Origin of the sequence: Paenibacillus konkukensis, assembly GCF_023523925.1 — a bacterium.
GTDB classification, from domain to species: domain Bacteria; phylum Bacillota; class Bacilli; order Paenibacillales; family NBRC-103111; genus Paenibacillus_S; species Paenibacillus_S doosanensis.
The window spans coordinates 2,944,615-2,957,601 of record NZ_CP027059.1 but is presented as its reverse complement, the minus strand read 5'-3'; the positions used below and the strand labels follow the sequence as shown (position 1 = coordinate 2,957,601).

Sequence of the window (12,987 nt, the reverse complement as noted above, 5' to 3'; positions counted from 1 at the left end):
TTGGATGAAACCGCAACAGAAACAATCCCAGTGGATTCTGCATCTTGTGTTTATCGTCGTTTCGGTGCTGTGCCTGCTTCCCTTCTTGCTGTTGTTCACATCTTCCATTACGGATGAAAATGAGATCATTCAGAGCGGGTATTCGTTATTTCCGGATAAAATCAGCTTCGCGGCTTACGGGTATTTGTTTCGCGACGCTTCCGCCATCGTTCGCGCCTATAGTATCTCCATCCTGGTTACGGTGATAGGAACCTTGGTCAGCTTGTGCATCATCTCGCTGCTCGCTTATCCGTTGTCCAGAAAAGACTTGCCGTTCCGCAAATTTCTCGCGTTTTTCGTCTTTTTCACGATGCTGTTTAACGGCGGGCTAGTGCCGACTTATTACGTCTATACCCAAATCTTCGATTTGAAGAATTCTTTTCTTGCGCTTATTATACCGTACCTGTTATTAAACGGATTTTATGTTCTTCTGGCCAGAACGTTCTTCATGACCTCGATTCCGGTACCGATCATCGAGTCCGCCTATATCGACGGTGCAGGCGAATTCAAAATCTTTTACAAGATCGTACTGCCGCTATCTTTGCCGATATTGGCGACCATCGGTTTGTTTCAAATCATTAATTACTGGAATGACTGGTTCAACAGTCTGATTTTTATTACCGACAGCAAGCTGTTCGGGCTGCAATACATGCTGAATAAAATTTTGCTCGACATTCAATTCTTAAGCACCTCCGATATGGGAGGGAACCAGGCGGAAGCGCTGGCTTCGCTGCCGAAGGAAGGAGTCCGTATGGCGATGGCGGTCATCGGCGTAATTCCCATATTGATAACGTATCCGTTCTTCCAAAAGTTTTTTGTCAAGGGACTTACGGTAGGCGCGGTAAAAGGTTAGGCAATACCCGGTCATCGCCGGTTAGTCATACATGATAGGAGGAGTAGTATGTTTACAAAAGCAAAACGTTTGCGCACGACAGCCGCCGCCGTCTTCTCGCTTACCCTCATCCTCGCGGGATGTTCCCCAGGCAGCAAAGCTCCGGATAACGCGGTTTCGAATGCGGACTCCGGCAATGCAGGGAAATTGAAGCCTTATGAGATCAAAATGGCGTTTTTTACGACGACATCCCAGACGCAGGGCATTACCGAGGTGGAAAAAGCGGTCAACGAGATTACTAAGAAAAAGCTTAACGCTACGGTTAAATTCGTACCGATCAGCTTCGGGTCCTATGCGCAGCAGCTCAATCTGATGGGAGCTTCCAACGAGAAACTCGACCTGCTGGTCAGCGGCGTAGGGGGAACCTACAGCACGCAAGTAGCTCAGGGACGGTTGCTTGCTTTGGACGACTTGCTTGCCAAGTACGGAGGGGACATTACGAAGACGCTGGACCCTGCCTTCATCCAGGCGGCCAAAGTCAACGGTAAGCTGTATGGGATTACGAGCAACAGAGATTTGGCGGCGGACCGCTCGCTGCTGATGAGAAAAGATTTGATCGACAAATATAAAATCGACCTGAGCAAGCTGACATCATATAAAGATCTCGACAGTGTGTTCCAGACGATCAAAGACAAAGAGCCGGGCATTACCCCGCTTGTCCTGTATACGAGCAGCACTACGCCGGCCGATCAATTCGTCAACTCGGACTTTGACATACTTGGTGACAGGATCGGTGTCATCGATTATGCGAATAAAGATTTGAAGGTTCTGAACCTGTTCGAAACGCCCCAATATGCCGATTACCTCAACACGGCGAGAGCATGGTATGACAAAGGCTATATCTTGAAGGATGCGGCTACGTCCAAAGATAATGGCAGCGACTTGGTGAAAGCGGGACGCGCATTTTCCTACTTCATCACTTCCAAACCGGGAAATGTCACGCAGACGGCGCGGACGACGGGTTACGAGATGGTGGAATATAAAATATCGAAACCGGTCTCCAATACAAGCCATATTACTCGTTTCATGTGGTCTATCGCCAACAGCTCGCAAGATCCGGCAAGAACGATGATGCTGCTTAATCTGATGTATTCCGATAAAGATTTGATCAACCTGCTTTCTTGGGGCATCGAAGGAAGAGATTACGTCAAGAAATCGGACAATGTCATTGATTACCCGCAAGGCGTGGATGCCAAGAGCGTACCTTACGGATTGAACCAGGGCTGGCTGTTCGGGGATCAGTTCAAGTCTTACGTCTTCAATGGAGATCCTGAAGATATATATAAGCAAACCGATCAATTCAATAAAGAAGCTTTGAAATCGCCTGTGCTTGGCTTCACCTTCGATTCGTCCCCGGTCAAAACGGAGGTTGCGGCCGTAACGAATGTAATGAATCAGTACCGGGCCGGACTTGAAACTGGAACGCTCGATCCCAAAGCGGCGCTTCCTGATTTCATTGGGAAGCTGAAGTCGGCCGGTATCGACAAGATCATTGCCGAGAAGCAGAAGCAGATCGATGAATGGACCAAAACCAAATAAGTGTTAAATAGGAGGCAATTTCAATGAGCATTTCTATTGGCTTGCAATTATTTTCCGTGAAAAATGCATTAAAAGAAGACTATGTCGGTACATTGGAGCGGCTTGCCGCGATCGGATACAGGAATTTGGAGCTCGTCATCCGCAAGACGGACGAAGGGCTAAGCTTCGGAGGAGATATCACGCCGGCACAGCTGCGAAATCAGTTGGATCGTCTCGGGATGAAGGCGGTAGGTTGCCATACCCGGGTAGACAGCCAGACGGAGTGGGAAGGCATCATTGCCGCGAACCAGGAAATAGGCAACAAAGATATCGGCTGCTCCATCGCATTTTTCTCCAATAAAGAAGATGTGCTCGATTTTTGCCGCTCGTTCAATCGGTATGGAGAGCTGTTACACAAGCATGGTATGCAACTATATTATCATAATCATTTTCAAGAATTTCAGGTGTTTGAAGGGCAGACCGTCATGGATCTGATGCTGGAGCATACAGATGCGGAGCTGGTCAAATTCGAGCTGGACTCTTATTGGGCGGTAAGAGGCGGGGTTGATCCCGTGAGCTGGCTCCACAAGCTGGGAGACCGATGCCGTATGCTTCATCAGAAGGATTTGCCCGCTGCGGTGCAGATTGTGAACTGGTTCGATGTCTTCGGCGCGGATAGCCTTATCACGATTGACGAACTGTACAAGACGCAACTCGCCACAGACTTCACGCAGATCGGAGAAGGCGTTTTGGACATCAAGTCGATTTTGCAAGAGGCCGCCAAGCTGGGACATGCCGAGTACGTGTTTGTGGAGCAGGATGTTACTTCCGGCGATGAGTTGGAAGGTGTTGCGCTCAGCTACCGTAATCTGGAATCATTGCTGCAAACGTTGGGAGACGTCCGGGCATAAACGGATGTGAAGCGGTAAGACAACCTTTGCCGTTGATTGGATAAGAGGTAATCGGAGCATTCCGGTTACCCTCCCCATGGTATATAATTTGGTCATCATGACGAACGTATCATGGAGGTCGACCACATGAGGTTTGCGAATAAAGAATTGTTCAAAACACTGAGATTCCGCATCGGGCTTGCTTTTGTCGCCGTATGTACGCCGCTGATGGCGCTGATGGTATACAACAGCGTGTACGCCGGCAATGTAGTCCGCGAGCAGGTGGCTCAATCCACTCAAAATCTCGTAAGCCTTTATATGGGACAAATTGACCGCAGCCTGGAGGAAGCGGATGAATACTTATACCAGATGGCCGCGCAGGAAACGGACTTCGTTATTTTGGACCAGCCGGATTCCTATTATTCATTGCGCTACCAGGAAGCGAAGATTCGTTTGTCCAATAAAATCTCGGCAGATATCAATTATTACAAAACGGCGGACATGTTTTTTGTTTACTCGGACAACAATGACGATTTCTTCGTAGGACCGAAAAATGATCAGACCTTCGAACAACGGGATCAGGCACGAATACTGCTCACCGGCCTGCTGAAGCATCGAGATAAAGCGGATACGCGCTGCATCCAGTCCTGGTGTGTGCAGCGGGTGCAGAACGGCTATTTTTTGCTGCATGCAGTTAAAGTCGGCAATGTATATGCGGGAGCATGGGTGAATGCCAAGCGATTGATGATCCCGCTGAATCTGATCGATTTCGGAGACACAGGACTCGCTGTCCTGGTTACCAGTGAACAAGAGCCCATGGATCATAATGACTTCGTCCGGGACAAGGGCATCAAGTTTGCACAGGATGAAGCTCCGTTCAGTATTACAGGTAACAAGGAAGCCTATTTGGAAGTAGGGGAGCCTTCCGCGAAGGGCGAGTTCAGACTGGTCACATTGATTCCAGAGAAAGCGATCATGGAAAAGCTGCCTATCTTTCAACGGATCGTTCTGCTTGTCCCGATCGGGTTTGTCTTTATACTATTGCTGCTGCTCTTTTTAGTGAGAAAACATATTTTGCGTCCGATATATCGCATGCTTACGGCTATGAGGAGAATTAAGGAAGGCCATTGGGATGCGCAAATTCCGCATTATCCCGCATCCGGGGAGTTCGAGGTGATGAATGCGACCTTCAATGAAATGGTCTCGCAGATTCAAACGTTAAAGATCAGCGTCTACGAAGAGCAGTTAAATCATCAAAGAGCGGAGCTTAAGCATTTGCAGTTACAGATCAATCCGCATTTTTTTCTCAATTCGCTGAACATCATATACCATCTGGCCCAGGCCCGTAAGTATGAACTGATTAAGGAAATGTCGCTAAGCTTGGTTGAATATTTCCGTTATATGTTCCGCAGCAATCTCAGCTTTGTTCCTTTAAGTGACGAGATTCGTCACACTTGCAATTATCTTACTATTCAGAAAATGAGATTTCCAGGCCATCTTACGTATGAAGTAGCGGCGGAGCCGGCGACGGATCTCGTTCCGGTACCTCCCCTCATCATGCAAACATTTGTCGAGAACACGATTAAGCATGCGGTCACAATGGATGAACCGATTCATATTCGGGTGACAGTGACTGCCAACGCCGCGAAGGAGCCCGAACGGCTGTTTATTCGTATTGAGGATACGGGCAAAGGGTTTCCTCCCGCTGTTCTGTCGCAGCTTCAATCGGACCAAGACTTGATCAATGAGAAGGGCGAGAACATCGGGATTTGGAACGTCAGACGACGGCTTGAACTGCTTTATTCCAGCCGGGCTGTCATCGTTTTTTCCAACGGGAAGGATGGAGGGGCAACGGTAGATATTACTTTACCTATCATGAATAAAGAACAGCAATCGTTCGATAAGACCAAACCATTATTGGAGTGATTATTAATATGAAGGATATTCTTAACATCGGAATTATCGGCTGCGGTGCGATTGCAAATCAGAAGCATATGCCATCGCTAGCCGAGCTGTCTCATCTGGGCGTCATGGTCGCTTTCTGCGACATTGTGGAGGAACGGGCGGTTCAGGCCGCCGCCGAATTCGGGACGGCCGGGGCCAAGGTGTATGCCGATTACAAAGAACTGCTCGCCGATGAGTCCATCGATGTCGTGCATGTGTTAACGCCGAATGTTCATCATGCCCCTATCACGATAGAAGCATTGGAGATGGGAAAGCATGTAATGTGCGAAAAACCGATGGCCATTAACTCAGAGGAAGCCCGCTCGATGCTCAAGGCGGCAAAAAAAAGCGGGAGGAAGCTGACTATCGGTTACCAGAACCGGTTCAATGAAGAGTCCCGCGTGCTGTACAGCGCTTGTTCCAAGGGGGATCTCGGGGAAATCTACATGGCCAAGGCGCATGCCGTCCGCCGGAAGGCCGTTCCCACCTGGGGTGTATTCACGGATAAACGGTTGCAGGGCGGCGGCGCATTGATAGATATCGGAACGCATGCGCTGGATCTGACGCTATGGTGCATGAACAACTACAAACCGCAATCTGTGATGGGATCGGTTTACTATAAAATGAAGGACCAAGTGGATGGCAATTTGTTCGGACCTTGGGACCCCAAAACCTTTGATGTGGAGGACTCCGCTTTTGCTTTTATAAAGATGGAGGACGGAGCAACGATTTTCCTGGAGTGTTCCTGGGCGCTTAATACGACGGATGTTAAAGAAGCCAAGACGTCGTTATTCGGAGTGAAGGGCGGAGCCGAGATCAAGGCGGGCAATACGGGCAAACCGGAGCTAGTCTTCAACACGGCCCAATACGGGAAGCTCGTAGAGATCAAGCCGAATACGGGATCGGGCATCGCCTACTTCAGCGGCAAGGCAGAATCTCCCGGGGTGCTGGAAGCGAAGCAGTGGCTGGAATGTATTCTTCAGGATACGGAGCCATTGGTTACGGCGGAGCAAGCTTATGTCGTTACACAGATTTTGGAAGCGGTCTATACGTCCGCAGAAACGGGAAAGGCCGTTGACCTTACTCATGCTGCAGCCCATTTATAACATGCAGTCCGTTCATAACTCACAGGATGTCATTTAAGGGGGAAAAGCGGGTGGATAAAGTAAAGGCAGGCATTGTAGGCTGCGGCGTCATAAGCGACATATACTTGAGCAATTGCAGGTCATTTGAGCTGCTTGAAATCATCGCCGTTGCGGATCTCGATCTGGACCGGGCGAAGACTAGAGCGGAAGAATTCGGCGTGCCCAAAGCATGCTCGGTGGACGAGCTGCTCGCAGATCCGGATATTGAAATTGTCATTAACCTGACGATCCCGGCAGCTCATAAGGAGATATGTATCGCGGCGCTTGAGGCAGGCAAGCATGTGTACACGGAGAAGCCGCTGACCGTCCGGCTGGAGGACGCGGCCGAAATACTGGAGCTCGCCGAACGCAAGGGCCTTCGCGTCGGCGTGGCGCCGGATACGGTGCTGGGCGGCGGCATTCAGACATGCCGCAAGCTCATCGATGACGGGTGGATCGGCATACCGGTTGCCGCGGCGGCTTTCATGATGTCGCCAGGTCCGGAACGCTGGCATCCGAATCCGGATTTTCTGTATGATATCGGCGGCGGTCCGATGTTCGACATGGGGCCGTATTACTTAAGCGCCTTCATTACGCTGCTTGGCCCGATAACCCGTGTAACGGGTTCGGCTGCCGTCTCCTTCGCGGAGCGGACCATCACAAGTGAACCGAGGTACGGACAGCGAATTCCGGTAAAGACGCCGACACATATTGCCGGTGTGCTTGATTTTGCCAGCGGTGCTGTAGGCACGCTGATCACGAGCTTCGATATCAGAGGAGGGACGAGCTTGCCTCGCATTGAAATCTACGGCAGCAAGGGTACGCTGTCGGTGCCCGATCCGAATACATTCGGCGGGCCGGTATTGCTCCGACTGGCCGGGAAAGATAGCGAATGGAGGGAGATTCCGTTAACGCACGGCTATACGGAAAATTCGCGAGGTATCGGCGTTCTGGATATGGCTTATGCGATTCGTAGAGGAGAGCTCCATAGGACAAACGGAAATATCGGGTATCAGGTTATGGAAGCAATGCACGGTATTCATACGGCTGTAGCCGCGCAAAATTTTTGGCAAAACTTCTCAAGATTTTTGGCAAAAATGCGAGGGGTTTTCGGGGTTCCCCTTAGTGAATACGGCACGATGAAAAATCCGTTTTCGGAGGTTGAACGTGTCGGCATGCTTTAGGTATCCGATGTATGATTGGATCGCCGAATTCACTTCATCCAGCGACTTGTCACCCCTCGCATATGCCCTTTGCAGAAACCGCAACCCGCCTTTGATCTTCCGCACCGTTCCCTTCCTGATCTTCCGATGCGTCCCCCAAATGCGAAACCCGCAAAACTCCACGCCTGTATGTATTGGCCGGATGGCCGTCTTGTTGTTGAGCGTCAGCCGGAGCTTGTCTTCGAGAAATCTTTCGATTTCGCGCCGCGCCTGATGCAGCAGCTCTTTGCTTGGGTGCAACGCGACGATGTCGTCCATGTACCTAATATAACACTTTAGGCGGAGCTGGTGCTTCGCGAATTGATCCAGCTCGTTCAAATATAGATTAGCGAACAACTGGCTGGAGAGGTTCCCAATGGGCATTCCTATGCCCTCGATCCTTCCTTGATCGAATCCATGATCCCCGAGCGGGATGCCAAATTCCGTATGTTCGGACCGCACGATTTTCTCAAGCAGCCACATCAAATCGGGATCAGCAAACTTTCTCTCCAGAATGGACAGCAGCACATCATGATCCACTCTATAGAAGTATTTCGATATGTCCAGTTTAAGGTAATACGCGTTCCCATGCTGCCGCCATAAGCGGCGTATCCAATATTGCATCCTGTCCGCTGCCTTCTGAACGCCCTTGCCTTGGCGACAGGCGTATGAATCGAATATGAACTGTCGATCCAGCAGCGGCTCGATGACGCGATATATGGCCCATTGGACGACGCGATCCTTGAACGGAAGGGCCATGATCAGCCGCTTCTTCGGTTCGTAAACATAGAATTCGCGATACCGCCCAACCTCATAGGTCTTATGAATAAGCTCGTTCTGAATGTTGATCAAATTTTCTTCCAGGTTCCGAGTGAATTTCAATACGTCAGTTCTATAACGCTTCAGCTTCGACGCACTTCGATAAGCGGCTTCCAGATTTTCAAATGAAACAATTTCCTTGAACAAATCGGTGTACGTCTTCAATTCCATTTCCTCCTCGTATAGTATTTCTAGAACCAAGTTTTAAGCCGATTTCCAGTTCCCATGGGAACTGGCCGCAAACTTTTCGATTTCCAGTAAATCGCACCTTGAAAATTGCAAAAGGGACTGGACTTTCCCGCATGCCTCTGGACAATAGATCATAGGGATCTATCGGGGAAATTCTTTCTCCTCCTGTAGCACGTCTACATTTCTAAGTCTGTTTCTCCGGTACGTGTCTGAGCTTCTGACCCGCTGGCCGTTCCCTTCGGCACCCCATGCCTGGCCTAGCAAGCCAGGGCAGCTCATGGACCGAAGCGTGTTCTTATAGGCGAGGGTGATTGATCTGCGCGTGCGCCGGAGGCATCCCGGAGAGTCTATTCCCTGCATCCCTCATCGAAAGGAGGAAATTCCATTTGACGCTTTTTGTCGGTATTGACGTCAGTTCGAAAGAACTGGAAACGTGTTTCATGAACACAGACGGGGATAAGCTCGAGACCCTCACAGTGAAAAACAATCTGGAGGGGGCTGCTCATCTGCGAGATCGCATCGTTGCCTTAGCGGACAAGCACGCGGTCTCCGAGATTCACATTGGGCTTGAATCGACCTCGGTCTACAGCTGGCATCCCGCCATGTACCTGCATAGTGACCCTACACTCCAGGAGCGCCATACCAAGGTCTTTACCATGAATCCAAAGTTGGTCAGCAAGTTCCGAGAAACCTATCCCGACCTGAATAAAACCGACCGGCTTGATGCCTGGGTGATTGCGGACCGTCTGCGCTTCGGGCGGCTGACAACCACCATTGTCATGCAGGAGCAGTATGTTGCGCTCCAGCGTTTAACGCGCATGCGGTTTCACTTGATCCATAACCTGACGCGCGAGAAACAGTACTTCTTGCAAAACCTGTTCTACAAGTGCAATGCCTTCACGACCGAAGTCGAGAGCTCGGTGTTCGGCCATGCCATCCTTGAGATGCTCTCCGAAAAGTACAGTCTGGACGACATCGCGACGATGGATGTCGGCGATCTGGCCGACTACTTGCGGGACAAGGGGCGCAATCGCTTCCCGGATCCCGAGAACGTCGCGCGCTGCATTCAGAAAGCGGCCAGAGCCTCTTACCGGCTGTCCAAAGTCGTCGAGGATTCCATTGATCTTGTGCTGGGTACATCCATTCAAGCAATCCGGAGCATCCAGGCTCAGCTCAAGGATTTGGACAAGGCGATTGAGCAAATTCTCGAGACGATCCCTGGCTCCCTGTGCCTGCGTTCTGTTCCCGGCATTGATCGCGTCTATGCCGCTGGCATCCTTGCCGAGATCGGTGACATCGAGCGCTTTAGCGACCAAGCCGCTGTCGCCAAGTATGCTGGCCTCACCTGGCGCAAGAGCCAGTCTGGCGCCTTTGAAGCCGAAGACACCAAACGGATTAAATCCGGCAACCGATTCCTTCGCTATTACCTCGTTGAAGCTGCCAACTCGGTAAAGAACCGCGATGAAGAATTCGGCGAGTACTACCGGAAGAAATACAAGGAAGTGCCCAAGCACCAACATAAACGCGCCCTCGTCTTAACCGCAAGAAAGCTTGTGCGTCTGGTCGATGTGCTGCTACGCAACGGCCAACTCTATACGCCACGGAAGAAGGTGACGCCTGCGAAGGATTAACGCCTCCTTTGCTAAAGTCCCTGGCATAATTCCCAGTTAAAATCTGGATATTATCTCGATTTTTCGCTGGGTTTAGTTTGAGCTGTCCTTTTTTCGGCACTCCCAGCTGTTACAGCCAAGAAAATTTCCAATTCCACCGATTCGGGGACTTGACATCATACCGCTGGACTTATCAGGGAGTATCGAGCGTGTCAGGCATACCGCTTGACTTCTCGATGTTTCATGTATTTTGCCTTTCGGCAGGGAGACGGGTCCCTTTTCCCCCGTGTACTGGATGATCCCACTTGGGGAGCAACTTCTGACTTTCGGGAAGAGCGGAGCGGAACCCAATGTTCGTGTTCACGTTCGACCGAGGGTTGTTCAGGTTGAGCGCAAAGACGCCCGCATTAGCGCCATTGTTCCAATTGCCGCCGCGAATCGGTAGTTTACGACCCGTCCCCCAGAAAGTCATTGCTTGATGCTTCGCTGCCAGCCGCCAATCATGCGGCCTATTTCACTAAGCATCTTTGCCCAGTTTTCGTATTTCTTCAACGGAAGGAAACCCAGGTCCTTCGCCAGCCGCGTGTAGTATCGCAGCGTATCCAGCTCGACATCCAAATCCTGAATGGTCGTCTTCTTGTAATACCTTCGGTTGGCGGTGATCATGAGACGGATCAGACCCAGCATGCATTGCTTCGTTTCGGCGGCCAATGTATGCTTTTCCGACTTCGGATATTGCCGCAGGCAAATGTATCCGTATTGGACCATGTCATAACACTTCTGAAGGATTTTCAGCTCTTCCATTTTACACACCCTTCTATATAAGGGGCCTGCTATCGCAGGCCCGGACAGATAATCAGATCACAGATTCCAGATTACAACGAAACAAAAGCGGAGCGGAACCCAACGGTCGTGTTCACGTCCGACCGAGGGTTGCTCAGGATGAGCGCAAAGACGCCCGCACTAGCGCCATCGTCCCAACCGCCGCCGCGAAACGGGAGTCGTTCGCCTTCGGCATTAAACCAATACGCATCCGTTCCATAGTCCGCAGAGCCGGAACTGCTGGAAGTGGCCGGAACCGCAAGCGTTGACCAATCCATGCTCGGCGTGTTAGGGATCGCGCCTTCACGCATCGTCAGAATACGGTTACCACTGCTCATGCCGGTAGTGATATTCACACCCGTATTCACCCATGCCGATTCTGCATCTGTGAAGTTATTGTCCGTCATCACGTAGGCGATGCCGTCAATGATTTTCAATCCTTGCACCCATTCCCATACGTTGCCGTTCAGGTCGTAAATCCCTGCCGGTGTGTTATCGTGCGCCCAGGAGGCGGGTCCTGATCCGGTAGCGACGCGGCCCGTTCTCGTTGCGTCAGCCTTGTGGGTTTCTTTGCCACGTTCATACGAGGCAGAAGTGTCTGCACCGTAGTTGTTGTTGCCGCGCGGCTGGAAGCCGTTAGCCTTGCACCACAGCGCGATGGCAGCCCATTCCGTATTCGTCATCAAGTGCCATCCGGGACCCTTTGCTTCGCAAGCCGATTTCGCAGTATCGTATTGAATCGATGCCCTTGGGTCCTGCCCTGGGATGGAATAAGCCCGGTTGTCATGAAGGATATTCTGGTACTTGCTGATCCAGATTTCCGACTTGACCACGCCGTTCACGATGAAGGCCGGATGCGGTGTGTTTGCGCCCCCTTGGATTACATCCGAAATGTTGAACCTCGGCACCATGACCATGATCGAGGGGTTTCCTTTGTCATCGTACATGACGGTATTCTTGCCGCCCGTAGCCGCTTCGACCGCCTGGCGGTAGGCATCTTTAACACTCAAGATAAAAGGCATTATTTGCTCACCTCGTCATCAGTTTCGTTTTCAGTCTGTTCGTCGGCGTCTTCCTCTTCGGCATTCTCCGGGTCGTACTCTTCAGGCAAGCCCCACAATCGCAATTCGACCCGGTTCATATCCAGCGGCAGTTCAATTTCGGTCATGACCTCATTTTCTTCCTCGTCCAGCTCGCCCGTCGGGATCAACTGACGCTGGCGCGGCGGAATAATGACGGTCGCCACATACCAGGCTCCCAGGCCGACGCCCATCGTCTGAAGTTGGTTGTCCAGACAGATATTAATGACGTTTTGAATCGATTGCTGGCGCTCCTGAAGGTCAATCGTAACCGTCCCTACCGTCAGCACCGTTCCCATGACACTGTAAGGGGCTTTCTTCCCTTGGGAAACTTCGGAAATGATCATTCGTTCATTCCTCCTATACTCTTGGATTGATCAAAGTCCAGATGAATACAACAACCATAGCCGAGCCGGTCATTTTGACCTTGAAACCGTTTTGGGTCTTGTCATAAACGACCAGGTCGCCGACCCGTCCCAAGTCATCGGAGACAGTCGGGGTAAGGATCACATCGTAGTTCGGCGTGTTGATCTGCGGCAACCCCGGCGGGCTAATTTCGATGAAGGGTTCAAAGTCTCGGAAATAGCCGTTCGACTGGTTCGCCGTAATGGTGGCTTCACCCTGGAGAATGCGTTGATTTTTCAGCTTCTCCATTTCTTGTTGCGTCGCGGCGGCGAGCTGCAAAGCCGCCAATGCGGCCAGTCCGACATCCAGGTGAGAGGTCAGAATGCCGCTTTCCATTCGATTGAGATTGACTTCGTTCACCGGCGTTCCGGGAACGAGGACGTCGCCCGTTTGCTGATCGATGACCCTGTCTTCCCATTCGAGCGGTTCATATGCTTCATCACGCAATGGCATG

General features: G+C 51.1%; 12 protein-coding genes. 7 read left to right on the top strand and 5 right to left on the bottom strand.

Annotated elements, in window-relative coordinates:
• Nucleotides 1-4: 4 nt before the first annotated feature.
• The 6 genes from SK3146_RS12635 to SK3146_RS12610 all read left to right on the top strand — a co-directional run bounded on the left by SK3146_RS12635 (nucleotide 5) and on the right by SK3146_RS12610 (nucleotide 7,591).
• Nucleotides 5-892 carry a carbohydrate ABC transporter permease gene (locus SK3146_RS12635; protein WP_249865375.1) on the top strand — a complete coding sequence of 296 codons (888 nt, stop codon included), beginning with the start codon at nucleotides 5-7 and terminating at the stop codon, nucleotides 890-892.
• A 48-nt stretch (nucleotides 893-940) separates the two neighbouring features.
• On the top strand, nucleotides 941-2,470 hold the full coding sequence (locus tag SK3146_RS12630; protein ID WP_249865374.1) for an ABC transporter substrate-binding protein: 1,530 nt from the start codon (nucleotides 941-943) through the stop codon (nucleotides 2,468-2,470).
• Between the two features lie 23 nt (nucleotides 2,471-2,493).
• Entirely contained in the window at nucleotides 2,494-3,360 is an 867-nt protein-coding gene (locus SK3146_RS12625; protein WP_249865373.1) for a sugar phosphate isomerase/epimerase family protein, read from the top strand.
• A 126-nt stretch (nucleotides 3,361-3,486) separates the two neighbouring features.
• Entirely contained in the window at nucleotides 3,487-5,265 is a 1,779-nt protein-coding gene (locus SK3146_RS12620) for a sensor histidine kinase (RefSeq protein ID WP_249865372.1), read from the top strand.
• A gap of 8 nt (nucleotides 5,266-5,273) precedes the next feature.
• The gene (locus SK3146_RS12615; RefSeq protein WP_249865371.1) at nucleotides 5,274-6,389 is read left to right on the top strand and encodes a Gfo/Idh/MocA family protein; all 1,116 of its coding nucleotides are present in this window, start codon (nucleotides 5,274-5,276) and stop codon (nucleotides 6,387-6,389) included.
• Between the two features lie 50 nt (nucleotides 6,390-6,439).
• The gene (locus SK3146_RS12610) at nucleotides 6,440-7,591 is read left to right on the top strand and encodes a Gfo/Idh/MocA family protein (RefSeq protein ID WP_249865370.1); all 1,152 of its coding nucleotides are present in this window, start codon (nucleotides 6,440-6,442) and stop codon (nucleotides 7,589-7,591) included.
• Here the strand turns inward: SK3146_RS12610 and SK3146_RS12605 are convergent.
• Nucleotides 7,487-8,599: a reverse transcriptase/maturase family protein gene (locus SK3146_RS12605; protein ID WP_249865369.1), complete on the bottom strand. Its 1,113-nt coding sequence runs from the start codon at nucleotides 8,597-8,599 to the stop codon at nucleotides 7,487-7,489. The genes SK3146_RS12610 and SK3146_RS12605 overlap by 105 nt on opposite strands.
• A gap of 404 nt (nucleotides 8,600-9,003) precedes the next feature.
• Here SK3146_RS12605 and SK3146_RS12600 point away from each other — a divergent pair, with 404 nt between their 5' ends.
• Nucleotides 9,004-10,248 carry an IS110 family RNA-guided transposase gene (locus SK3146_RS12600; RefSeq protein ID WP_249860219.1) on the top strand — a complete coding sequence of 415 codons (1,245 nt, stop codon included), beginning with the start codon at nucleotides 9,004-9,006 and terminating at the stop codon, nucleotides 10,246-10,248.
• A gap of 447 nt (nucleotides 10,249-10,695) precedes the next feature.
• On the opposite strand, the gene avd is transcribed toward SK3146_RS12600, so the two are convergent.
• The 4 genes from avd to SK3146_RS12580 all read right to left on the bottom strand — a co-directional run bounded on the left by avd (nucleotide 10,696) and on the right by SK3146_RS12580 (nucleotide 12,986).
• On the bottom strand, nucleotides 10,696-11,031 hold the full coding sequence (gene avd, locus SK3146_RS12595; protein WP_018749868.1) for a diversity-generating retroelement protein Avd: 336 nt from the start codon (nucleotides 11,029-11,031) through the stop codon (nucleotides 10,696-10,698).
• A 71-nt stretch (nucleotides 11,032-11,102) separates the two neighbouring features.
• Nucleotides 11,103-12,059 (bottom strand): SUMF1/EgtB/PvdO family nonheme iron enzyme, encoded by a 957-nt coding sequence (locus SK3146_RS12590; protein WP_349655204.1) that lies wholly within the window; start codon nucleotides 12,057-12,059, stop codon nucleotides 11,103-11,105.
• Between the two features lie 11 nt (nucleotides 12,060-12,070).
• Nucleotides 12,071-12,475: an AAA family ATPase gene (locus SK3146_RS12585; protein ID WP_249865367.1), complete on the bottom strand. Its 405-nt coding sequence runs from the start codon at nucleotides 12,473-12,475 to the stop codon at nucleotides 12,071-12,073.
• Between the two features lie 13 nt (nucleotides 12,476-12,488).
• The gene (locus SK3146_RS12580; RefSeq protein ID WP_249865366.1) at nucleotides 12,489-12,986 is read right to left on the bottom strand and encodes a signal transduction protein; all 498 of its coding nucleotides are present in this window, start codon (nucleotides 12,984-12,986) and stop codon (nucleotides 12,489-12,491) included.
• Nucleotide 12,987 lies beyond the last annotated feature (1 nt).